This is a genomic window from Nostoc sp. (assembly GCF_036917555.1).
GTDB lineage: Bacteria > Cyanobacteriota > Cyanobacteriia > Cyanobacteriales > Nostocaceae > Nostoc.
The window spans coordinates 1-22,631 of the sequence record NZ_JBALDD010000087.1; the positions used below are offsets into that span (position 1 = coordinate 1).

A 22,631-nucleotide genomic window follows, 5' to 3' on the forward strand; every position below is an offset into this window, starting at 1 on the left:
TCGACGCCACATCGGGGTGTTCATCCCCCAGTAGGCGTTTTATCATGGACAAAGCTTCAATTAACAAAGGTTCGGCATCGCTGTACCTTCCCTGTAAATTGTAGAGTGTTGCCAAATTGTTCAGGCTAGTTGCCACATCCAGATGTTCATCCCCCAGTAGGCGTTTTCTTATGAACAAAGCTTGGATGTACAAAGGTTCGGCATCGTTGTACCTTCCCTGTAAATCATAGACCGTTGCCAAATTGTTCAGGCTCGACGCCACATTCAGGTGTGATTCTCCTAGACGCTCTCTAGTAGCTGATAAACTTTGTTCACCCCAAGACAAAGCTTGGTTATAGGCTCCTTGACCTGCGTAAAATCTAACCAAGCCCTCAAATGGTGATATTAAATCATCATCGCTTAACCAAGCTTGGTCAACGGTGGCAGATTCCCCCAGGTGAGGAATGGCAAGAGTTACTTTAGCAATGTCTATAAGTGTAGGTCTCTCAGGAATATTCCGTGCTACTGGTACTATCGCTTGACAAAAGTCACACTTGAGTTCGTTTACTTCCGCTAACTCTTCTAACTTCTGCCGCAATAATTCCCGAATGCGTTCATGAACTTGGTAGGTGTCCTCTGCCAATTCTTGCAGCAAATAACGCTCAAGTAAAACCGTGCAGTTAACTTTTAAGTCAAATTCCCAATGGCTATAACTTGCTGCTGATTCTACCAAAGACCAAGGGATAGGAGCCAAAGCAAACAAACTCAACAGACAAGCCAATTTTTGCGCCTCTGGTTCCAAGCATTGCCAATTCAACTCAAAAGCTGCTGCTACACCAGACTCGCCATCTGTTGCTTGCTTTTGTAGCCGTGCGAGAATGTCTGCTAGCATAATACTCTCCCTGGCTCTCGGCACTGTGCTGCTATTAGGTAAAGTCCAACAGGTACATAATTCACAAATTGGCAAAGTCCCTTAGCAAATTCTAATTCCTTCTCAACCCTATCTTTTCCCAGCAGGGTTGTTAATAATTCTAAGGCTGCATCTGCTGATAATTTACCTAACGGCAGTGATGGATAGGTTAACCCTGTGTTTTGACGAGTGGTAATTAACACCTTAAACTGAGAACCTTTAGGTGGTAGGTAAGGTTTAATTTGCATCCAGTCTTTGACATCATCAAATATTAATAAAACTTTGCCCGCTTGCCAGTTCCGCCAGCAATAAGCAACTTGACCTGCTAGGCTTAATCCATCCGGTAGATTAAAATTAGGCAACCTCACAACTCCAAACTCTACTAACTGGGTTCCCAAATCAATACCTTGGGGATTTAACCAACAACACCCGCCAGAATAATCTTCCAAATATTGCCATGAGTATTGAATAGCTAACTCTGTTTTACCCACGCCACCTTGTCCAGTCACATCGGTAATAGCCACAATATCATTTGCTTGTAATAGCTGATGCAATTGTTCTATTTGCTTATCCCTCCCAACAAACTTACGAGCTTGACTCTGTTGGATATTATGCGGGATCTCAAACGGGTTGAAATGAGAATTTTCAATATCTCCATCCCAACTGCGGGAATAAAAATAAGTCGGCAGTTGTTTCTTATCTAAAGTGTTAAATCGCTGCTTAACTGCCTCGGTAACTTCCCTCATATCCGGCGGAAAAGTCCCATTAGCTTCAGCAAAAGCCTCTCTCACTGCTTGAGAAAAGTATCCTGTTTTATTTTCAGAATTTACCTTAGCTTGCTCTCCTTCCCGCGTAGCCAGTAACACAAATTGTTGACTATCTTTCCTTGGCTGACCACTCAAAAAAGCTTTGCCACCTAAGTTAGTTGGTCTTCCGTTCGACTCTAAAACATAATTAGCACAGGCATCAATAATACAAATATGATTCCGAATCTGAAATTTATCGGAACCCAACAAATCTAATAAAGACTTTAAATCTAAATTCTGCCAATTTTGTTTATTTGCATCAGCACAAAGCAACCGGCGCTCTCGTTCTGGGGTAATCAAACCATGTCCCGCCCAAAAAATGTAGAGTAAATCCCCCGACTTTGGGGATAAAAAGTTAGTCACAATGTCGGAGATATTTTGCTCTGTCGCTAACTCTACATTTAACTCACATTCCCCAATTAACTGATGATTTTCTTCCAGCGCTGATAAACATAATCGGATATTCTCCCTCGGTACACCGCGCCGATGCAGCCAATCAGCAAATTTCAGCGCGTCATCGGCTGGCCCCCCACCCGTCACATTCCAAGCAGATTCGTGGTACTTTTCAATACCCACAATTAACCCAAATGTCAGCTCAGGTTTCGCCATCAACTGCATGATGACCTAGCCTCTCACATTATGTGGAAAATGACCTAACCCACTAGGGCGTGTTTTCAAACCTTTCTTGAAGCACCTGAGTCTTTGGAGATCCCCCCAACCCCCCTTAAAAAGGGGGGCTTTTAGAGTTTCTTTTCCCCCCTTATTAAGGGGGGTTAGGGGGGATCTTCGAGTTTGAAAACAGTCCCTAACCCCCTTCCCTAGTAGGGAAGGGGGAAAATTTAAAGCCTCTCTCCTTTTAGGGGAGAGGTTTGGAGAGGGGTTTTGTAGATACCGTAAAAAGTAAACCATTATGGCAACCTCGAAATAATCGCCTCCCAGGTTTTGGCATTTGTCCAATAAGCACCGTGAGAACGGGGAAATGGTTGTTTACTATCTACTACCACATCCTGCACACGCTCAGGGAAAATTCTATTACCCACGTAACTGAGAAAATCCCGTAAATCGTAGATATTCAACCATTGAGGGAAATGCTCTGGCAATAACTGCCCATATTCTAAGCTGTAGAGGGCGTTAATCTCATATAAAAATGGTGCTTGGGAACCAACTGTTACCAATAATTCCACCTGAGATAACTGCTGCTGCACTAGCAAATCTACACAAGCGATACCTCCCAAGCTATGGGCGATTAAAACCACTGGCGGTTCTGCTTGGGCAATTTGTTGCTGGATAAACGCCCTGATTTTTTCACCTCGCGTTTGATACAACAAAATATCACCAGGCATAGGCGAAATTTTATCAGTTAACTCCAGGCGGTTTCCTCTGACATAATTGGTTCCGCCGTGCTGTGCTAATCCCACAAGTGGCTTTAACAACCAGCCACCCAATCCTAACTCCGCCTCTCCTAAAGCCAGAGTCAGCAATTCCACAACTTTATCCCGCAATTGGGCATCGGTGAGTATCAAAGGAAATTTTTCTTGCTGTTCGCTAATAAACATTGCTTGAGCGACAATTGCTCTAGCTATTGGTGGATAATATTCACTCAAATCAGATTCGGAAACCGTGAGCAATGCCTGATGATACGGTTCACTGTGGATAACATCTTCTCGTGCTGGCTCAAATACCTCTGCAATTCCCGCTTCTTGCAACTTAGCTTGCAGTTCCAATGTCGGAGTAAAACTCGCTACACGAGATTGTAAAACATCCCCTGGTTCTTCCCCAAAAGGATTTTTTGACTCAATAGGTTTCAAAGACAACAGCCGTAATTCATAAAGAGGGTCGCGGTATAATTGCCCCCACAACACAATATCTGCATCTTCTTCTTTTGAAGATAAAGCCAGTGTGGCATCTTCCAAAGGTACTGATGCCCGATTATCGTTGAATTTTGCACCTAATACACCCCAAAGACAGGGAGAAACTTTGATATCAGGACGTTGGGCGTGAATCTTTTGCTCAATTATCTGAAAAGTTTCGTTGTATTCTTGTTCCCTAATGCCTGTGCCATGTACAAATATTACAGTGGTCATTGTGATAAGGCGGGCTATGGCTACGCAAAGCTTTCCTCTGTATTATTCCTCACTACTTTCTCTGAGACAAGCTGATTTCATTCACTTGGCTTATTAAAAACTTCTAAAATCTGTCGGCAAATCTGTTTGAGCTTCTCCTCGATTTCACCAGAAGGCGAAGATGCGCCGACAACACTCCAGTTTTCTACCGTAGAAAGTCGCCACGCTTCGCCGCGATGATCGAATCCAGCCACCTCTACACCGATCGCCCGGCGGGAATTATTGATGGGATCTTGATAAAATCGGATTTGAATTAAAATACTACGACTTCGCCAAGATTTGCTAATACCAGGAAAGTGAAAGCCAATATCTATAGAATCTGGATCGACTAACTCCCTAGTTTCCGGGTCATTTTTCCAGGGTTTGAGATCGGATTTGGCATCAGGAAACTCGAATTTAAATAAATTAACTACCGTAGCAATGTTGCTGGCGAGTTCAAGGTTCGTTGCCTGTTCAGCTGCGTTCACTAAAAAATACTCCTATATAGCGTCGGCATCTTCGGGGATGTGAAGACAGAAAAACCGCCAGAAGGCTTATCTGATTGGTGTTTCAGCTTATCAAGACCTTTGAGATTTAGCAACTCTAAATCATATTTTCCTAACAATCCTCGTTACTAAACAGAAGCCAAAAATCGCTTCTTGTTGGGACTGCCTAACACCTATTAAGTAATTGTACTTAAAAATTACTCCAAAGCAGATGAAACTCTGCTCTTTGGAGAAAATATCAAGATTTTCTGCAAAATCCTTGGCTGACAAGAACGATTAACTGCGCTAGCGATCTAAAATGACACTGTTAATCGGTAAACCAAAAGCAATTAAGTTCAATATATGGTGCGTCAACGCTCGATTTTTTCATTTTTCCTAGTACTATTGGCCACATTCCTGATTAGTTGTGGTGGCCCTGGTGTTGCGGTAGCACCTCCGACTTACACAGCAGTACAACTTGAAAAAATTCAGGCTTATGTTCCTGAAATTCAGGCTGTGCGCGATCGCTCACAAGAGTTGACAACCCTGATTAAAAGAGGTGATTGGATTAATGTGCGTAACTTTATACATGGGCCCATAACAGAAGCAAGGCTGAATCTGACTTATGTCACTTCCAACCTTCTACCCAAAGACCAACCCCAAGCACGTCAAATAACGCGAGATTTGTTTAACGACCTAGTTAAACTTGATAGAGCTACTAGTGCTGGCAATCCTCAAGTTGCCTTAAATAACTCCCAAGCTGCTTTCGCAGAGATTGACAAATTTTTCCAACTGCTTCCTAAGACCAGCAGTGAAGCAGAGGCAAGTTAAGCCCAAGGTAAGATGAGCAAAGGGGCATGAGGAGGATGAGGGAGAGTAAAAATTGCTCCCCCTGTTCCCTCATCTCCCGCATCTCTCCCATCTTTGCCTGAAAACAGCAATGAGTCATGTAGTTATTATCGGTTGTGGTGTAGTTGGAGCTGCGATCGCATTTGAACTGAGTCAAGTTAAAGGGTTGAAAATCACAGTTTGCGATCGCCAACCACCAGCACAAGCTTCCACAGGCGCTGCACTTGGCGTTTTGATGGGCGCAATCAGCCAAAAAATCAAGGGCAAAGCTTGGCAGATGCGACAAACTAGCATCCAACGCTATGAAACCTTGGTTCCTGAATTAGAAGCTTTAACAGGCCGCAAAATTCCTTTTAATCGTCAGGGAATTCTCATGCTTTTGTCTGATTCCTCCCCAGAGGAGATGTCAGCATGGGAAAAGTTAGTAGAAATTCGCCACTCTCAAGGCTGGAATTTAGAAATTTGGGACACGGCTAAACTCCAGAATATTTGTCCTCAAGTCGATGGCAAAAAAGTTACTGGCGCTGTCTATTCTCCCCAAGACCGCCAGCTCGATCCAACTGCCCTCACCTTAGCTTTAGTTGAGGCTGCCCAGCAAAATGGTGTAACTTTCAAATTTGGCGTGACTGTTTTGGATGCCCCAACCTCAACACCTGAATTTTGCAATCAGCTTGAGACTACAGAAGGAAAAATAGCCGCTGATTGGTTTGTAATTGCAGCAGGATTAGGTTCAACACCCTTAACGGCAAAATTAAATCAGATAATTGATATCCGTCCCGTACTTGGGCAAGCGCTGCAAATGCGTGTGGGGCATCCATTAGGTAATCCTAACTTCCAACCAGCGATAACGGGTAACGATGTCCATATTGTTCCTGTGGGCGGTGGAGATTATTGGGTAGGCGCAACTGTAGAATTTCCTAGCAATGGCGATGAGATACCGCCAAATCAAGAACTGCTGGAATCTATTAGAAAACAAGCGATCGCATTTTGTCCAGAATTAGCCACAGCAACTATTCTCCGCACTTGGTCAGGCTTACGTCCCCGCCCTGAAGGACGCCCAGCCCCAGTTATTGGTAAGTTGCCAGGGTTTAGTAACGTCCTCCTAGCTACCGGACACTATCGCAACGGCGTTTTACTAGCACCCGCTACAGCTTATGCGATTCGTGAGATGATTATTTCTCAGGGAATGGGGAGTGGGGAGATGAGGGGGACAAGGGAGACAAGGGGACAAGGAGAATAACTCATGCCCAATGACGCCAGTTGCTTCTCCTGTCGGAGACGCTACGCGTAGCTTGCTTCCCCGAAGGGGTACAAGTCGGGCATTGCCCGTCCAACGCACTGGCTCCCCGATGCCCAATTCCCAATGCCCAATATAGGAAAATAACGTGTCAATAACAGAACATAAAATCAATGTAGATTCACTGAAATGGTTTTATCGGGAATCTTTACCAATCGGTAGAAGTGACTTAGCACCTGTATTGTTGCTACACGGCTTAGTTTCACAAAGTTACAGTTGGCGTCATATTATACCTGCTTTGGCGAATCAGGGGACAAGAGCGATCGCTCCAGATTGGATTGGTTACGGCTTTTCTGCCAAACCAGAAAAACAAGATTTTGCTTATACTCCCGATGCTTTTATCACAGCTTTAGAAGGATTTATTAAATCCCTAGAACTTGAACATTTTTCTTTAGTCGTCCAAGGCTTTTTAGGTTCTGTAGGACTACAATATGCTTTGCGTCATCCAGAACAAATTGCTAATTTGGCTATTTTAAATACACCAATTTCAACTGCTGCTAAATTACCCTGGAAAATTAAACAAATGGGTTTACCCTTAGCAGGTGAAGTAATGACCCAAGACCCCTTATTAGTCGATCGGACACTAGAAGGTGGAAGCCGTTATCGCATAGGAGATAAAGATTTAGATATTTATCGAAAACCATTTTTAACCGCTTCTTCGTCTGGTCGAAGTCTCTTAGCAAGTATTCGCAATTTACAGCTTGATTCAGCCATGACAGAAATACAAACTGGCTTTAAAGAATGGCAACAACCAATTCTGATTCAATGGGGTATGATTGACCCTTGGCTACCTGTAGATATTGCCGAAAACTTTGCCAAATCCGTACCAAATACTGAATTAATAAAACTTAATAACGTTGGACATTATCCTCAAGAACACTACCACGAGGCGATTTTAGAAGACCTTTTACCCTTTGTGCGTCGTAAAGATGCTCATTGAGAATATAGCTTTGGCAAAAATCGATGTTATAAAAATGAACCCCACAGATAAATATAGAGAAATCATAGATATTTATCTGTAGTAGAAAATAAATTTGGGATTTTTGTGAGATTTATCAATATAACTTTTGGATAAATCAAAAATAAGAATCCCACCCTGCCAAAGCTACACTTTGTTTCCCCTCCCCTTGCTAAAAGGAGGGGTTGGGGGTGGGGTGTTAAGGACTTTTGCAAGAGGTCTAATGTTATCCCCACCTGCATTTATGAACTTTTTATTACCATTAAAAATGTATCACAACCACAAGTAAAGGAGATTAGGATTGATGGCTTATTCATGGTTTAAAGCCTTTCATATTGTCGGATTTGTAGTTTGGTTTGCTGGTTTGTTTTACTTAGTACGTCTTTTTATCTATCACGTTGAAGCTAACGAAGAACCTGAACCAGCACGAACGATACTGAAAAATCAGTATCAAATTATGGAAAAGCGCCTTTATTCTATCATCACTAACCCAGGAATGTTCGTGACGATCGCAATGGCCATCGGTTTAGTAAGCACTGAACCGGATATTTTAAAAGAGGGTTGGTTGCATATCAAACTGCTGTTTGTAACTATTTTAATTGGCTATCATCATTACTGCGCTCGGCTAATGAAAAAGTTAGCAGTAGATGAATGTCGCTGGAATAGTCAGCAATTACGTGCTTTAAATGAAGCACCTACAGTTATGTTAGTGGCGATCGTCTTGCTGGCTGTGTTTAAAAATAATCTACCTACAGATATCGCTGCCTGGGCTATTTTCGCCATGATTATTTTGATGGCAGTCACTATTCAACTTTACGCCAAAAAACGCAGGCAGGATAAAGAGAAATTGACGGCACAGATAGGACAACCACAAGAACAAAGTTAGACATTGAGTTCATTCACTTACGGTTACTCACTGCATCACCCCACCCCGGTTTTGTCTAAAGCCAAAACCGGGGTGGGGTAAAGCGTATGTGGGACAAGCGTTTGAGCTTAAGTTTACACCAATAATTGTGTGCCCCTACTAAACGTTGCATCACAACAACAAATCCTACCAATTAACTATTACTTCATCCTGGAAATGTTTACAGCAAATCATCCCCAGGAATTACAGTAGTGTAAAAAGTATATTTGCGATTAGCGACATAACGACGGTCTTGTTTAACAATCGCCATAAACTCTCTATGTCCCTCACGGGTACGTCCTACTAAACAACCCGCGCTAGCAAGGCGAATATCATTCCGGGGAAAATCAAAGCCGTAGTGTTGATTCACATAAAAATCATCACCTGTATCAAGTTTGTCGCCAGTCCGTTTAAAATCTTGGTTGAAATCTCTACAAACAGTTATATCTCCAACTTGCACTAATGCCTCGTGAGGCTCTGCTGTGCCGTGAGTGCCAACAGCCCAAGCTTTGTATTGTCCAAACTGAATCCTAGCCGCTCCTTTGGGATTCATCGGATTATAAGTGTAGTACCTCCCTGGTTCTGTAGTTGCTTCCCAGTGATCTACGATTTTGGGAATACCATTTACTATTTCAATCACAATCCGCCGATCGTTAAATTGATTGGGTGTATCACTGTTGAGCTTCCAGTCTGCATCTATGCCCTCTACATAAACAATGTTGTATTCTTTGGGATTGGTAAATACCTGATAACCTTTGGATAGCATATATTTTACAATCTTACTAGGGATGTCATTGCCTAGTTTTAAGGGGGGTTTAGGAAGATCATCTATTTTGGTTTCAATTAGTTTTTTGGCTGTGACTGCTCCTAAAAAGCCATTCTCTTCAGTCTTTGTTAATTCTTGAAATTTTTTGAGAAATATCACAGAAACAGGGCCAAATTTACCATCGGCTGGAGGTTCTAGCAAACCTAAGCCGATTAACAATATCTGAATCTGACGAGCCAAGTCTGCATCTTCTGCGATCGCATCAAATGACCATTTCTCATCTTTTCCCAAGAAATCTTGTAGTTTCATTATGCACCTGCTTTCATTTACCGAGTTCTAAGTATAAACATCATTTTAAAAACTGATGTCGTCTAAAACTATACTATAACCTCAAATATGATGTCATCTGGAGTCTGCGATCGCACGCACATTGCCTGAATGCGATCGTTAATACAGGCAGGCTACATTATTAATTAACTCAATTTCTCTGCTGCGCGTCCAAGCAGCAACTCGTCCTCAGGCATCGCCTCTGTAAAACCCGAAATGACTAACGAAGAACTGCTGGAAATTATTGAACAAGCTGCCAAAGACAAGGTGACAGAATTAGACCTTTCTTGCAACGGCTTAACAACGCTATCACCAGAAATTGTCCAACTCACCAACCTGCAATTCCTTGACCTTGACAGTAATCAACTAAGCAGTCTGCCACCGAAAATTGTCCAACTCATCAACCTGCAATCCCTCCACCTCAGCGACAATCAACTGAGCAGTCTGCCACCGGAAATTGGAAAACTCACCAACCTGCAATTCCTCTACCTCGACAGTAATCAACTGAGCAGTCTGCCACCGGAAATTAGAAAACTCACCAACCTGGAATTCCTCAATCTCAGCGACAATCAACTGAGCAGTCTGCCACCGGAAATTGGAAAACTCATCAACCTGCAATCCCTCAATCTCAGCGACAATCAACTGAGCAGTCTGCCACCGGAAATTGGAAAACTCACCAACCTGCAATTCCTCAATCTCAGCGACAATCAACTGAGCAGTCTACCAGCAGAAATTGTCCAACTCACCAACCTGCAAACGCTCAATCTCGACTTAAATGAACTGAGCAGTCTGCCACCAGAGATTGGTCAACTCACCAACCTGCGAAAGCTCAAACTCAACCAAAATAAACTAAGCAGTCTGCCACCAGAGATTGGTCAACTCACCAAGCTGCAAACCCTCGACCTCGACAGTAATCAACTGAGCACTCTGCCAAAGGAAATTGGTCAACTTACTAAATTACAAGAACTCAAGCTTAGTAATAGTAGACTAGAGACTTTGCCTGTAGAAACATGGAAACTCACCAACTTGACTGTACTTGACCTACGTGATGGACAAATAAAAATGCTGCCTGATAGGATTGAGCAGCTTTTTGAACTGAGCAATTTAAACCTTCGCAACAATCTCTTAGACACACTACCTAAGCAAATCTGGCAACTCACCAAGCTGAAAAGATTAGACCTAAGAGGCAATAAACTTCCTATTCCACCTGAAATTTTAGGAGCAGCGGATCTTTGGAGAAATCCTGGTGATCCATCTACAATTCTCAACTATTTTTTCCAACTTCAGAAAGAACAGAAAAAGCCTCTCAATGAAGCCAAAATGCTACTAGTTGGTCAGGGTAGTGTTGGCAAAACCTCTGTTGTTAAACGGCTAATCGATAATTGCTATAATCCCCACGAAGGCAAGACCGAAGGCATCAATATCACAAACTGGCAGATTTCTGTCAACGATCAATTAATCCGGCTCAACGTGTGGGACTTTGGTGGACAAGAAATTATGCACGCCACCCACCAGTTTTTTCTTACTAAACGCAGCCTTTATTTACTAGTGCTTGATTCTCGCCTAGATGAACTGCAAAACAAACTAGAATACTGGCTCAAGATTATTCACAGTTTTAGCAACGATTCCCCTATTTTGATTGTTGGCAACAAAATTGACCAACATCCCCTCGATATTGATCAGCGCGGCCTGTGCCATAAATATCCTGCTATTAAAGGCATTATGTCTATATCCTGTCAGACTGGGGAAGGTTTAGATAAATTGCAGTTAGCTATTACTAACCAAATTGCCAACTTAGATCACATTCACGACCCATTACCCCAAAGCTGGTTTCAGGTCAAAACCCGCTTGGAACAGATGGAAAAGGATTACATCCCCTATAGTGAATACGAAAGTCTGTCTCAGGAGGAGCAGGTCAGCGATCCATTAAGCCAAACTACCCTGATTGAACTTTTGCATCAACTTGGTATCGTTCTGAATTTCCGAGATGATCCGCGTTTGGCAGAAATGGGAGTTTTAAATCCAGAATGGGTCACGAACGGAGTTTACAAGATCCTCAATGACAATCGCTTGATGACTGAATTTCGGGGTATTCTGGATCGCACTCAACTTAACCGAATTTTAGATAACTCCCGCTATCCTGGCAATAAGCCACTATTCATCATCGATATGATGCGGAAGTTTGAACTCTGCTTTCCGCTAGAGGATGGCAACGGCGATCGCTTCCTCATCCCCGACTTATTGCCTAAAGAAGAACCTGCCACAGGGGATTGGGAAAATGGTTTGGCATTCCAGTATCATTACAGCGTCCTCCCCAACAGTATCATCTCCCGCTTTATTGTACGGATGCACCACAACAGCGATCGCCAGACTTGGTGGCGTAGCGGCATTGTTCTCAAACACCGTGGTAATCGGGCACTTGTCAAAAGCGATCAGGAAGACCGCAAAATCTTTATCACCATCAGCGGATCACGCTCCACTCGCCGAGAATTACTAGCAATGATCCGTTCTCAGTTTGATGCCATCCACCAAACTATTAAAGGGTTGCTACCAGAAGAGAAAGTACCGATTCCGGGACACCTAAATATTGTTGTGGACTACAAAAACCTGCTCGTTTATGAAGAGAAGAACTTATCTATCATTCCCCCAGGTTTGACAGAACCATTCAATGCTCGACAACTGCTTGATGGCATTGAACTCAAAAAAGAACGAAAGGAACGACAGCGTGAAGACGATCAAGAAGAAAATAGCATAGTAACTCGTCCATCTACACCAGAATTCGAGAAAGAAATTTTCATCTCTTATGCTTGGGGTGAAGAAAGTGAGCAATTTGTCAATCAACTGGATGAAACTTTTCAAGCTAAAGGAATCAAAATCATCCGCGATAAACGCGATTTGGGTTACAAAGGACTAATTAAAGCCTTCATGAAACGGATTGGACGCGGTAAATGTGCGATCGCAGTTATTAGTGACAAGTATTTAAAATCTTCCAATTGTATGTTTGAGCTAGTGCAAATTGCTAAAAATGGGGAATTTTATGATCGGATTTTTCCGATTGTGTTAGCAGATGCCCAAATTTATAAACCTGTTGCAAGACTTAAATATATTAAGCATTGGGAAGACGAAATTAAAGAATTAGACGAAGAGATGAAAAAAGTTGGTGCAGCTAATTTGCAGGGATTTCGTGAAGAAATTGACCAATATACTGAGATTCGCAACACGATCGCAGAACTCACCAACCTGCTAAAAGATATGAACACGCTCACTCCTGATATTCACAGCAAATCAGACTTTGAGTCATTGTTGAATGCGATCGCACACCGTTTAGATGAGTAAAACTAGACTATTAGTGACGCTTTGAGATAGAGCAATGTCTCCGACAGGCTATGCCTACGCCCTTTTAACTCGACAATTTGTGTTCTGAGGTGCAACTTCGAGGATAAAAGGTGCAACTTCAAGGATAAAAGGCTCAACTTCGAGGATAAAAGGTGCAACTGCGAGGATAAAAGGCTCAACTTCGAGGATAAAAGGTGCAACTGCGAGGATAAAAGGCTCAACTTCGAGGATAAAAGGTGCAACTGCGAGGGTTAAAGGTCAAGCGATCGCTCTTTTAACTCGACAATTGGTGTTAAAAGGTGCAATCTTCAAGTTCAGAGGTGGAATGGTGAAGGTTGAAAGTAAATCTTTGGCTCTTTAATTCACTTTGGAGTTTACACTGTCCAATCCTGTGTCATCAAGTTTGGAACTTTGCTAAAGTCGCTAGTGTTGCGAGTCAATAATACTAAGCTCCGTGAAAGTGCAATCAAAGCTATTCTTAAATCCATCGTGGCGATGCGAACTCTTTGCGCTCGTAACCCTTCAAATATGGCTACTGCTCCAGCATCGAATGGTAAAATTGGTGCTGCTGAAAACCCCCGAATGATTTCCATTAGCAGAGTATATCCCCGAACTACATCACCAGGTGTTTGGGAACGAGTAATAAAGGTATGAGCGCCAATTACTTGCTCATGGAAACTAACAATAGAAAAAGCGAAATCTGTAGCCTGATACTGGGCAATATGAGCAGTTAATGTTAAAAACTCTGTTCCTGAACGTCTTTGAAGAAAACTGATATGGTCAGTGTCCAGTAGATATCTCACAATTGCTCGCCAGTCTCTTCTGTAAATATGTCAGCGTGGCGTAATGACCGACCATACTCTAAAGCTTCCAAAAATGCTGCTTCATCAGAGATTGAGCCAATAACCTTTTCCAGCCAATTATTAGAGGTAGGCGCATCAATGACTCGATGTTTGATATCTGCAACTGTTTGTTCAAGAGTCGCTAAACGTTGTTCAAAATTTGCTTCATCTAACATAATTTTCTTTGAGAATTTAGTTTTAATGGTAATGCTTATCCGCGCCTGGACAATGCGGATGAGCATTTTGTCCATCACAACAAACTAAGGTTAGGTGTAGCTGTGGTTTTAGTCTGGTAAGCATTTTTGACACCAACCCAGTTACTAGCAATTGGCATTCGCCAACCGGTTCCAAAAGCGCGATCGGTGATTTTTAAGCCGGGGGGTGCTTGTCGCCGTTTAAATTCAGCCCGCGCTACCATTTGAATTACTCTGTCTACAATCACCGCATCGTGACCGGCTGCAACAATTTGCGCTGCTGATTGGTGGTTGTGAATCAGGCGTTGCAAAATATCGTCCAAAATTTCGTAAGGGGGTAGAGAGTCTTGATCTACTTGACCTGGTTTGAGTTCGGCGCTGGGTGCTTTAGTCAAAACGTTTTGCGGAATAATTTCATTATGGCGATTTAACCAATGGCAAAGTGAATACACACGGGTTTTAGGAACATCTGCAATCACTGCTAACCCGCCATTCATATCCCCGTAGAGAGTACAGTAACCAACTGCCATTTCTGACTTGTTACCAGTAGATAAAAGCAGATAGCCAAATTTATTAGCGATCGCCATTAATAAATTACCGCGAATCCGAGATTGGATATTCTCCTCAGCCAGCCCAAACTCTGTACCCGCAAATAAATCACCTAAAGTTTGATCAAAGCCTTGCATTAACTCCCCAATTGGTAAAAGATGAGTCTTAATCCCCAAATTTTCGGCCAATGCTTCAGCATCACTGATGGAATGCTCGGAACTATAAGGGGAAGGCATGAGAACACCGAGGACATTTTCTTTACCAAGTGCAGCAGTTGCGATCGCAGCTACTATTGCCGAGTCAATCCCGCCACTTAAACCCAAAACCACTTTAGAAAAGCGACACTTGCGGGCATAATCTCGCACTCCCAAAACCAACGCTTGCCAAATTTCTTCATCTTCCGATTCATACATCGGTTCTACAGAACCCAACTGCAAATCACGTTGCGCCTCGTCAAATTCTACTATTAATAAATCAGTATCAAAACCACGGGCGCGAGACATAATTTCACCTTGACGATTTAAGGCAAAACTACGCCCATCAAAAATTAGATCATCATTTCCCCCAACCTGATTAGTGTAAATCATCGGTTGTTGAAAACGTACTGCACTATGCCTGAGCATGATTTCGCGGAACTGCTGCTTTCCAGCCGTGTAGGGGGAAGCAGACAAATTTACAGTCAAATCTACACCCAAAATTGCTAAGTCAGCAATCGGATTCACTGTATAACTACGTTTGCCCCAAAATTCCTCATCATTCCATAAATCTTCGCAAATAGTTACGCCAATATGGATATCATCGAGAGTGAAATAATTAGCTTGCAAGCCTTCTTCAAAATAGCGGCGTTCATCAAAGACATCGTAAGTAGGCAAAAGTCGCTTGTGGAAAACTTGCTTAACTTTGCCATTCTCTAACAAAGCTATGCTGTTAAATAATGTTTTACCGCCACTAATATATGCTTTGAGGTTTGGTTCAACAGTTCCTACCAACACAGCTAAATTTGGCGGTAAATCCTGAGCCAAGTTTTGTAAAGTGATGCCCATCGCTTCCACAAAACTAGGATTTAGTAATAAATCTCTTGGTGGATAGCCACACAAAGAAAGTTCTGGTGTCAACAACAAACGCGCACCGCTAGATGCTGCTTGTTGTGCCGCCTCCAGGATTTTTTGGGCATTTAAAAGCAAATCACCGATAGTAGGATTAATTTGAGCGATCGCAATTTTCATTTTGTTTGTCATTTTGTTTGTCATTTGTCATTTGTCATTGGTAAATGCTCAAATAACTTACTCTGGACTTGAGACTTTTAACTCTGGACTCTGGGTAACAATTGATTAAATAAACACCAAAGGTTTATCTTTTAAGGGAGCAAAAGCTTCCGCGTCAAACTTATACAAGCTAGCCGGACGACCAGCACCCCGTGATACCTTAATTCCGGTATCGCATAAAAAACCTAACTTGAGTAGACGCGCTCGAAAATTAGAATAATCGGAAAAGTTATCACCTAAAACTGTGGCGTATAACTGATATAAATCATTCAAGGTGAACATTTCTGGTAAGACTTCAAAAGCCACTGGGCTATACTCTAATTTATTTCGTAACCGCCTATGGCCATAAGCCAAAATTTCGTTATGGTCAAAAGCTAATTGCGGCACTTGTTTGACTGGATACCAAGCGATGCCAGTCATGCGATCAGCAATTAATTCGGCTTCTTCAAATCGCACTAAGGCAAAGTAACTAACTGATAAATAACGCACACCATAACTATCAGTTGCTTCCCGTGGATCGCGATTCGGCCCGCCAAATGTATACAGTTGTTCTAAATAGAGATTGTTGACCTTAATTTTCTCCGCCATAATGCGATAGGCGGCATCTTCTAAAGACTCTCCTGGACGCACTAAAGTACCGGGAAGACTCCAATGATTTAAAAATGGTTCTTGCTGTCGCATTACTAGTAGAACTAACAGCCGATTTTGTACAGTATCTACAGAAAAAATTACATTATCAACACCAACCTTGAAATCGGCCAAAGGTTGTTGGTTTAACGGAGTTGGTATCTTTTTTTGTGAACGTCCTGGCATTCGTACAAATGCTCTTGATTAATATAGGCAACTACAGGGGCTGTGAGGGCTTGGGGATCTCCATGTTCGCGGTATGCTGTTGAGGAAACATCTAGACCAGTCAGACTAGCGATCGCAATCTTCCCTCCCAGCTTTTGCACTACCTCTGAACTAGACTCATCTATTGCATATCCCGGTCGCGGCACAATCAGTAGTTGCACTTCCTGTAACAAATCTTCAATGCGATACCAACGTGGTAGCTGACTCAGTAAATCTGAACCAATAATTAACGTCAATTCAGCATCCTCACCCCAAATAAGCTTCGCTTTTTCCACTGTTTCCAGTGTTCTGAAGCTACTTAATTCTTGTTCCAAAGCAATATTGTGCCGTGGCGCGTCTATATCCGCAATTAACAGTCGCAGCATTGCCGCCCGATGCTCTAAGGGTGTTTGATGGGACTTAAATGGATTATCCGCCGCCCAAACTGCTACCCAATCATAACGCTCAGACAACCAACTCAGAATTTTTTGATGACCAGCAGTTGGTGGATCGGCACTAGTACCAAACAAAGCAATTCTCATCATCTACTTTGCGTCCTTTACGTCCTTGGCGGTAGCCAGCGGCTTGCCGCTGGCGCGTCTACATTTCTTAGTCTCCTCTGTCAACTCTTGCAGTGCTGCAGAAATTTCCACTTGTACCGCGACAGGATGATCCAAACGCCGTGTCTGTTCTGGCAGACTGGCAACTGAAGCGGCGGTACGCTGACGAATTGTTGCCAACGACTCTAACGGCTGCACCCGTTCACCTTCTTGCACTACCAATTGCAACAAAGGTTCTTCTTCTTGAGAGATTTCATCTAAAAGTCCCAACCTGTCTGCTTTTACCTTATCTCCCGTAAACGAGCGAAAAATCTGCTTGCGTCCTGGATAAGTAACTTTACCACTAGACTGCTTCATCACTGGGATGCCATCAATGTCTACAAGTTTATAAACTCCATTGACAGGCGAACCTGTAACTAGTCGCGTTCCCAGTCCGTAACCATCAATCTCAGCCCCAGCAGCTTTTAATCGGGCAATTTCCCACTCATCCAAGTCGCCACTAGCAAAAATTGGCACACCGGGAAGGAGCGATCGCACCTGTTTTGATAAGGTAACTAAATCTCCTGAGTCCAATCTCACTCCTGTTAATTGCATTTCCCCGGAATTTACTTTTTCGGCCAAGCGCTGGGCAGCAGCAATGGTATCGTAAGTATCAATCAGCAATGGCGCACCCGGAAAATATCGATGAAATGCACTAAAAGCTTGTTCTTCAGTGCCATCTATTGCTGACAATGCCATTACCAAGGCGTGTGCCATCGTACCACTTGGCTTTTGTCCCAGTTGTAGCGCTGCTAACACATTGGAAGTGGAATCTAACCCACCCGCCAAGGCTGCCCGCGCCGCCCACAAAGACCCTTGGGGACTAAATGCTCGTCTTGTGCCAAATTCTAAAAGTGTTGCTGATTCCCCCGCTACATCCCGCAATCGTGCTGCTTTTGTGGCAATCAAAGTCTGGTAATTAATTGTATTTAGGAGATAAGTTTCCACTAGTTGCGCTTGCCAAAGGGGTGCTTCCACCCGTAACAGTGGTTGATTGGCAAACACAGCTGTCCCTTCTGGTACTGCCCAAACATCACCTGTAAACTTTCCCTCAGCTAGAAGTGACCAAAAGCGATCGCCAGCATGAGCAAAAATTCCTGTTGCTTGTAATACCGCAATTTGCGCGGAACTAAAGCGGATTTTGGCTAAATATTCTAATGCCTGCGTCAGCCCCATTGCTATTAAATAACCAAAACCCTCTGGCAATCGTCTAACAGACAATTCAAAGCTTGCCCGTCGTTGTTCTATACCTTCGCCTGTGTAACAAGCTGCCATCGTCAATTGGTAAAGGTCGGTCAGCAAGCTGTAGTCATCGGCAGAAAAGTTTAGTTCCTGGTTCTGCTGGCTTTGCTGTTTATGTACATAGTCCAAATCTGGCAAAGTTGTCATGCAAGAGCTTCCTTACAAGATGCTTCTTTTACTTATGGTAATATTTACCATAAGTAATGTCAACTCCTGGCAAGTATATTTTCTGAGATTGCTGTATAACAATAGATTTATCAGCAAATTAATACTAACTTCATAGAATACTTAATATTTTTTAATAGTAAAAGCTAGCAATAATGTTAATCGGATCAGGTGTCTAAGGAAAGGAAACAAGATTCTGTCAGAGAAAGTTTGTTTGGCAGCCTCTTTCCCCGACTAGGGTTGAATAAATAACTATGTTACAATTAGAATCAAAGAGATAAAGTTTGACTTTTTGACAAGCTACAGTATTACGAAGTTATCTAAATAAACATTGCATATATTCTCAATATATTGAGAACTAGAGCCAGCTTTGAATATTAGCATTACAGTATAGTCATCACCATTAAAGCAACTTGAAATAAGGAGTCCAATATTATGGATATTTCCAAAATCATTGCGAACATAACTCAGTATATTTCTGAAGCTGCAATGCGGATTTTTGGCCCTACGGATGATGCTTATCCTGCTGTTGGCGTACAACCTTTTACAGGTGAGCCTTACGATGAAGAGACAGATGATAATTGGTAGGTGCTGATACGGCATTGATAAATAGGAGTCAAAATTCAGAATTCAGACGAGGGCAATTACTGAGAGTTTAGGCAAACCATATAATTGAAAACCACAAAATTGTAGATTTAGCTTCGTACTTAAATCCCTTTATTCAAAAGTAGTGGCGTATTCTAATACGCCACTATTCCAATTTTTCTGCATTTTGTTCTCTGACAAATAGGCATCTTGCAAAAATTATATAGCAATCAGAGTTTTAGTCTCATTACGCGTTCAAAATTCAAGCTGCAACGCTATATTTGCGTTTGGTGTTAGAAAAGAGTAACCAAAACTACTTTTGGTCTAAGATTGTACGTTTGTTTTGTCTATTTTAAACATTTAATCATATAACAAAAGAGTGAAAGTTCATGAAGGCAAAACTTTTCAAGTATTTGGGTTTACCCTGTGCTTTATTTATGCTGGGTAATATATCAGCTCTGGCTGATACTGCATCTGGTACAATTAGGGAATATCATCTAAATAGTTAGTTCGCAGGAAGGGGTGTATGTATTCAAATGAACCCTACATTACCAACTGTTGGAGGTTGGCTATGTTTGTGGAAGGATAATGCTTTGTACCAAGAAGTTACTGATTTACTTCGTGAGGCTTATTCGTCAACAAAAACCTGTTCGATTACTTGGACTACTTATCGCGACGGGCTGGCAGCTATTGATTATGTAAACTGCTACAATTAAGCGTTTTCACAGTTGAAATAAAATACAAGCTTTGAGCATTTCAACGGCTGATTAACATCTGTCAAGATAAAATTGATGGCGTGAATAGTTACGTAATTTTCTGACTTTTTACGTTATCTGAAAAAGTCCATAAAAAATCTAACTCCCTAACCCCCAACCCGTGGCGGGAAGGGGGGAAATTTCAAAGTCTCTCTCCTTTTAGGAGAGAGATTTAGAGAGAGAGGTTTTCCAAATACCGTGAAAAGTCAGAGCAATTTTAAGTTGACAAACTACTCAAAGCGATCGCATCTTACAGCATTTCACTCAATGACAGATCGCCCAGCCATAAAAATTTGTAGTGCAGTTAGTTGCAAGTTGGGAAAAATTGAGGAAATAAGTTGATCGTTGTTTTGAAACAACTGTTTTTGATACTCATCCTCTATTAGGGTACAAATTGTCAGCGTTGGCTGTTTGGGTTTGCCAATATATTCTCTGCCACCAATACCCAAATAATCAACAATCCAATATTCAGGAACTCCTAATAGCGCGTAATCTTCAACTTTACGGGCGTAATCATTCTGCCAGTTTGTGCTAACAACTTCAGCAATCAGTTTAATTGAGTTTCCTGATGTAATTACAGGTTGTTGTTGCCACAACGGTTCATTAATAAATTGAGTTTGGTCTAACACAATTACATCAGGACGAAAAGCCGTTTCTGTTCCTAAGAGTTTGATTAGACAGCGATGGAGAATAAAGTAGCTTAGATCCTGACGATCAATTTCTACATTCAGCTTTCGCCCAATCAATGCAGATACTTGCTCGTGTGGCCCGGTTAGTTCCATCTCAATTAAATCACTATCAATTAGTTCATAGCGCTCGCACTCACCGTAATGGCTAATAAATTCATCAACAGTTAGAACTTTTGAGGCTGATTGAACCATTGTGATTATTCCTCATGATTTGGTACGAGCCAGTAAGGTAAGGCGTTATAGCGATGAATTATGCTCAATATAAGAGCAAAGAGCAGAGTTAATTAGAGATTCGTAGCTTTTTCCTTTGCTTTGAAACCAATCTAGAATATCTTGATCTAGTTGAATTAATGTGGCTTCTTGGCTAACAGGTTTTATCATTTTAGCTGTTTCCCAGAATTGCTGCTCTAATTCAGGAATATCTAAAGTATCAATTGCTGTATCAGGGATATTTTCGAGTTCTTTAAGTCGATTGGGCGAGATACTCATAGTAGGTTCTCCACAGAATCAATATAGAGTCAAGTGTAATAAATCAGATAAAGGCGCGAGGAAAAAACTCACGCCTTTTTATTTAAACTTTTTTATCACCGATTGCTAAAAGTTCCAGAATCGCTCCATTTGTCCAGCCGAAACCAACTTCGTTAGAGCTATACCCAAAGCAGATTTCGTCAGAAACATTGGCAGAACAGCGTTCAACATCATATTTCTCAACTAGGGTATTGTGACGCTCGAATTCTTTAACTGCCATAGAGAGAAATTTGTTGGCAATGCGATCGCCTTCTGTATGATACCCATAGCGGTGAAGTCCCTGGACGGCAATTAACGTCAATGGTGCCCAGCCAAAGGGTGCATCCCACTGGTTGCCGGTGACACGAGTACTAGTAAAAATTCCGCCTGGGGCTTCAAATAAAGAGAGATTTTTGACGACGCGTTTGGCTTGAGTTGGAGAAGCAATTCCCAACCAGAGAGGATAGAACGTGGTAGCAAATTCGTAGCGGCGACGTTTTCCACTCTGGAAGTGGTAGTCGAAATATAATCCTTGTTCTTCATCCCAGAGAAATTGATCGATGCGATCGCGGCGGATATCTGCGCGATTGCTCCATTTTTGTTCCAGTTGTTCGTTCCCCAGAATATGCTTAATTTGCGCCATGTCAAGTTCAACCTGATACAGCAAACTGTTGAGGCACACAGGAGCGTAGTGGAGGATATCAGCACTGAAAGGGCCAAATCGGTTGGTGATATCAAAACCAGACTCGCGCATGGTGCGATCGCTTTTGTAAAATAGGTTGGTCAGTTGGTCAGTTTCCTGGTTGTAATAAAGACTAACGTCATAATCCTCAACTTCAAAAGTTTTATAGTACTCCTTGACGCGATCGTAGTGGCTTTTCCCCTGCTCATCCCGCTCAGAGAACACAACTTCTGGCGCGGGTCCTTCCCCAAAGGCATAAAATCTAGATAAGCCGGTTGCAGCATTCAAATGGGGCGGAACTACCCAGTAATAGTAAAATTGCTCTAACAAGGGTACGGTTGCCCTTAACCATTCCTCATCTTGGGTGTGCTCAAATAATGCCAAAACCATCATGCTGAGGACAGGAGGCTGCGATCGCGACAGCATATAAGTCCGGTTAGAATTGAGGACGATGCCGTAATTCTGCACCTGGTACAGCAGTTGGTCTACTTGGCTTTGCGCTAGTTCTAATTCCCCATCGTGCAAAAGTCCCAGTAATATAAAGTAGCTGTCCCAGCCATACATTTCATTAAAACGACCACCTGGTACGACATAAGGCCCTGGTAGGTACAACAATCCGTGATCTTTAATCGCCTCCACTTCACTTGGCAAAGTGCGAATTTCCAGGCATTGCATATCTTTGGGAGATAGCGATCGCTCCAACACACTTTGAACCTTGGGAGAATCTTCTAAGGGGGAAATGTAGACAATCCAACTAGTATCTTTTTTGTGCTCTAGTTTGGTATCCCTTGCAGATTGTAATAAGTGTTCGTGCGATCGCGTCAAAGTTTTCCACGTTTTTTTAATGTGGAGGCGCACGGCGTCAATCTGCGCGGTGGTAAGTGCTGGTGGAGTGTCGGTATAAGTTGGAGTCGTCATAATTCATCTCAAAATTCAAAATGGGGGCTGGGGAATAGAGACTAAGGACTAAAAACAGGGAGTAGCTCTATCAAGGTGAGTCTGGATGA

At 42.4% G+C, this 22,631-nt stretch carries 21 protein-coding genes; 7 read left to right on the forward strand and 14 right to left on the reverse strand.

Annotated features, from left to right (window positions below; genetic code table 11):
- From V7K60_RS32750 to V7K60_RS32765, 4 genes are all read right to left on the reverse strand, one after another.
- The coding region (locus V7K60_RS32750; protein WP_334932084.1) for a tetratricopeptide repeat protein at positions 1–871 on the reverse strand (871 nt) is incomplete at its 3' end.
- Positions 865–2,304, reverse strand: a complete 1,440-nt coding sequence (locus V7K60_RS32755) for an NB-ARC domain-containing protein,Caspase domain-containing protein (RefSeq protein WP_334932086.1) — start codon at positions 2,302–2,304, stop codon at positions 865–867. The genes V7K60_RS32755 and V7K60_RS32750, both read right to left, overlap by 7 nt.
- A gap of 299 nt (positions 2,305–2,603) precedes the next feature.
- The gene (locus V7K60_RS32760; RefSeq protein ID WP_334932088.1) at positions 2,604–3,779 is read right to left on the reverse strand and encodes a hypothetical protein; all 1,176 of its coding nucleotides are present in this window, start codon (positions 3,777–3,779) and stop codon (positions 2,604–2,606) included.
- A gap of 77 nt (positions 3,780–3,856) precedes the next feature.
- On the reverse strand, positions 3,857–4,285 hold the full coding sequence (locus V7K60_RS32765; protein ID WP_322673944.1) for a hypothetical protein: 429 nt from the start codon (positions 4,283–4,285) through the stop codon (positions 3,857–3,859).
- A 360-nt stretch (positions 4,286–4,645) separates the two neighbouring features.
- Here V7K60_RS32765 and psbQ point away from each other — a divergent pair, with 360 nt between their 5' ends.
- The 4 genes from psbQ to hemJ all read left to right on the forward strand — a co-directional run bounded on the left by psbQ (position 4,646) and on the right by hemJ (position 8,272).
- Entirely contained in the window at positions 4,646–5,113 is a 468-nt protein-coding gene (gene psbQ / locus V7K60_RS32770; protein ID WP_334932092.1) for a photosystem II protein PsbQ, read from the forward strand.
- A 109-nt stretch (positions 5,114–5,222) separates the two neighbouring features.
- Positions 5,223–6,371 carry an NAD(P)/FAD-dependent oxidoreductase gene (locus V7K60_RS32775; RefSeq protein ID WP_334932094.1) on the forward strand — a complete coding sequence of 383 codons (1,149 nt, stop codon included), beginning with the start codon at positions 5,223–5,225 and terminating at the stop codon, positions 6,369–6,371.
- 145 nt (positions 6,372–6,516) lie between these two features.
- Positions 6,517–7,368 carry an alpha/beta fold hydrolase gene (locus V7K60_RS32780; protein ID WP_334932095.1) on the forward strand — a complete coding sequence of 284 codons (852 nt, stop codon included), beginning with the start codon at positions 6,517–6,519 and terminating at the stop codon, positions 7,366–7,368.
- Between the two features lie 322 nt (positions 7,369–7,690).
- On the forward strand, positions 7,691–8,272 hold the full coding sequence (gene hemJ / locus V7K60_RS32785) for a protoporphyrinogen oxidase HemJ (protein ID WP_334932097.1): 582 nt from the start codon (positions 7,691–7,693) through the stop codon (positions 8,270–8,272).
- 199 nt (positions 8,273–8,471) lie between these two features.
- On the opposite strand, the gene V7K60_RS32790 is transcribed toward hemJ, so the two are convergent.
- Entirely contained in the window at positions 8,472–9,365 is an 894-nt protein-coding gene (locus V7K60_RS32790; RefSeq protein ID WP_334932099.1) for a peptidoglycan-binding protein, read from the reverse strand.
- A gap of 234 nt (positions 9,366–9,599) precedes the next feature.
- Between V7K60_RS32790 and V7K60_RS32795 the strand changes: the two genes are divergently transcribed.
- Positions 9,600–12,719 (forward strand): leucine-rich repeat domain-containing protein, encoded by a 3,120-nt coding sequence (locus tag V7K60_RS32795; RefSeq protein WP_334932101.1) that lies wholly within the window; start codon positions 9,600–9,602, stop codon positions 12,717–12,719.
- Between the two features lie 374 nt (positions 12,720–13,093).
- Here the strand turns inward: V7K60_RS32795 and V7K60_RS32800 are convergent, their stop codons facing one another.
- The 6 genes from V7K60_RS32800 to V7K60_RS32825 all read right to left on the reverse strand — a co-directional run bounded on the left by V7K60_RS32800 (position 13,094) and on the right by V7K60_RS32825 (position 18,388).
- Positions 13,094–13,522 carry a type II toxin-antitoxin system VapC family toxin gene (locus V7K60_RS32800; protein ID WP_334932103.1) on the reverse strand — a complete coding sequence of 143 codons (429 nt, stop codon included), beginning with the start codon at positions 13,520–13,522 and terminating at the stop codon, positions 13,094–13,096.
- Positions 13,519–13,812, reverse strand: coding sequence for a transferase hexapeptide repeat containing protein (locus tag V7K60_RS32805; protein ID WP_334932105.1), 294 nt, complete (start codon positions 13,810–13,812; stop codon positions 13,519–13,521). The genes V7K60_RS32800 and V7K60_RS32805 overlap by 4 nt, the downstream gene beginning before the upstream one ends.
- Positions 13,812–15,530, reverse strand: coding sequence for an NAD+ synthase (locus V7K60_RS32810; RefSeq protein WP_334932137.1), 1,719 nt, complete (start codon positions 15,528–15,530; stop codon positions 13,812–13,814). Before V7K60_RS32810 ends, V7K60_RS32805 begins: the two co-directional genes overlap by 1 nt.
- A gap of 105 nt (positions 15,531–15,635) precedes the next feature.
- Positions 15,636–16,382 carry an NUDIX hydrolase gene (locus V7K60_RS32815; protein ID WP_012411955.1) on the reverse strand — a complete coding sequence of 249 codons (747 nt, stop codon included), beginning with the start codon at positions 16,380–16,382 and terminating at the stop codon, positions 15,636–15,638.
- A complete protein-coding gene (locus tag V7K60_RS32820) occupies positions 16,343–16,942 on the reverse strand; it encodes a nicotinate-nucleotide adenylyltransferase (RefSeq protein WP_334816217.1) in 600 nt (199 codons plus the stop codon). Before V7K60_RS32820 ends, V7K60_RS32815 begins: the two co-directional genes overlap by 40 nt.
- Positions 16,943–16,945: 3 nt before the next feature.
- A complete protein-coding gene (locus V7K60_RS32825; RefSeq protein ID WP_334932107.1) occupies positions 16,946–18,388 on the reverse strand; it encodes a nicotinate phosphoribosyltransferase in 1,443 nt (480 codons plus the stop codon).
- 453 nt (positions 18,389–18,841) lie between these two features.
- Between V7K60_RS32825 and V7K60_RS32830 the strand changes: the two genes are divergently transcribed.
- Together V7K60_RS32830 and V7K60_RS32835 are read left to right on the forward strand one after the other, a co-directional pair.
- A complete protein-coding gene (locus V7K60_RS32830) occupies positions 18,842–18,994 on the forward strand; it encodes a hypothetical protein (protein ID WP_334932109.1) in 153 nt (50 codons plus the stop codon).
- A 533-nt stretch (positions 18,995–19,527) separates the two neighbouring features.
- Positions 19,528–19,707 (forward strand): hypothetical protein, encoded by a 180-nt coding sequence (locus V7K60_RS32835; RefSeq protein ID WP_334932111.1) that lies wholly within the window; start codon positions 19,528–19,530, stop codon positions 19,705–19,707.
- A 299-nt stretch (positions 19,708–20,006) separates the two neighbouring features.
- On the opposite strand, the gene V7K60_RS32840 is transcribed toward V7K60_RS32835, so the two are convergent.
- The 3 genes from V7K60_RS32840 to V7K60_RS32850 form a co-directional block, all read right to left on the reverse strand.
- Positions 20,007–20,627, reverse strand: a complete 621-nt coding sequence (locus tag V7K60_RS32840; protein ID WP_334932113.1) for a Uma2 family endonuclease — start codon at positions 20,625–20,627, stop codon at positions 20,007–20,009.
- Between the two features lie 45 nt (positions 20,628–20,672).
- Positions 20,673–20,924, reverse strand: a complete 252-nt coding sequence (locus V7K60_RS32845) for a BrnA antitoxin family protein (RefSeq protein WP_334932115.1) — start codon at positions 20,922–20,924, stop codon at positions 20,673–20,675.
- A gap of 82 nt (positions 20,925–21,006) precedes the next feature.
- Complete coding sequence (locus V7K60_RS32850) at positions 21,007–22,542, reverse strand: trehalase family glycosidase (RefSeq protein WP_334932117.1); 1,536 nt, start codon at positions 22,540–22,542, stop codon at positions 21,007–21,009.
- Between the last annotated feature and the right edge of the window lie 89 nt (positions 22,543–22,631).

Coding starts and splice junctions, on each gene's coding strand:
- V7K60_RS32760 (WP_334932088.1), bottom strand. CDS start 3,779: ATGACCACTGTAATATTTGTACATGGCACAGGCATTAGGGAACAAGAA.
- V7K60_RS32775 (WP_334932094.1), top strand. CDS start 5,223: ATGAGTCATGTAGTTATTATCGGTTGTGGTGTAGTTGGAGCTGCGATC.
- hemJ (WP_334932097.1), top strand. CDS start 7,691: ATGGCTTATTCATGGTTTAAAGCCTTTCATATTGTCGGATTTGTAGTT.
- V7K60_RS32790 (WP_334932099.1), bottom strand. CDS start 9,365: ATGAAACTACAAGATTTCTTGGGAAAAGATGAGAAATGGTCATTTGAT.
- V7K60_RS32815 (WP_012411955.1), bottom strand. CDS start 16,382: ATGCCAGGACGTTCACAAAAAAAGATACCAACTCCGTTAAACCAACAA.
- V7K60_RS32795 (WP_334932101.1), top strand. CDS start 9,600: ATGACTAACGAAGAACTGCTGGAAATTATTGAACAAGCTGCCAAAGAC.
- V7K60_RS32820 (WP_334816217.1), bottom strand. CDS start 16,942: ATGAGAATTGCTTTGTTTGGTACTAGTGCCGATCCACCAACTGCTGGT.
- V7K60_RS32810 (WP_334932137.1), bottom strand. CDS start 15,530: ATGAAAATTGCGATCGCTCAAATTAATCCTACTATCGGTGATTTGCTT.
- V7K60_RS32830 (WP_334932109.1), top strand. CDS start 18,842: ATGGATATTTCCAAAATCATTGCGAACATAACTCAGTATATTTCTGAA.
- psbQ (WP_334932092.1), top strand. CDS start 4,646: ATGGTGCGTCAACGCTCGATTTTTTCATTTTTCCTAGTACTATTGGCC.
- V7K60_RS32840 (WP_334932113.1), bottom strand. CDS start 20,627: ATGGTTCAATCAGCCTCAAAAGTTCTAACTGTTGATGAATTTATTAGC.
- V7K60_RS32850 (WP_334932117.1), bottom strand. CDS start 22,542: ATGACGACTCCAACTTATACCGACACTCCACCAGCACTTACCACCGCG.
- V7K60_RS32825 (WP_334932107.1), bottom strand. CDS start 18,388: ATGACAACTTTGCCAGATTTGGACTATGTACATAAACAGCAAAGCCAG.
- V7K60_RS32755 (WP_334932086.1), bottom strand. CDS start 2,304: ATGGCGAAACCTGAGCTGACATTTGGGTTAATTGTGGGTATTGAAAAG.
- V7K60_RS32805 (WP_334932105.1), bottom strand. CDS start 13,812: ATGGACAAAATGCTCATCCGCATTGTCCAGGCGCGGATAAGCATTACC.
- V7K60_RS32835 (WP_334932111.1), top strand. CDS start 19,528: ATGAACCCTACATTACCAACTGTTGGAGGTTGGCTATGTTTGTGGAAG.
- V7K60_RS32845 (WP_334932115.1), bottom strand. CDS start 20,924: ATGAGTATCTCGCCCAATCGACTTAAAGAACTCGAAAATATCCCTGAT.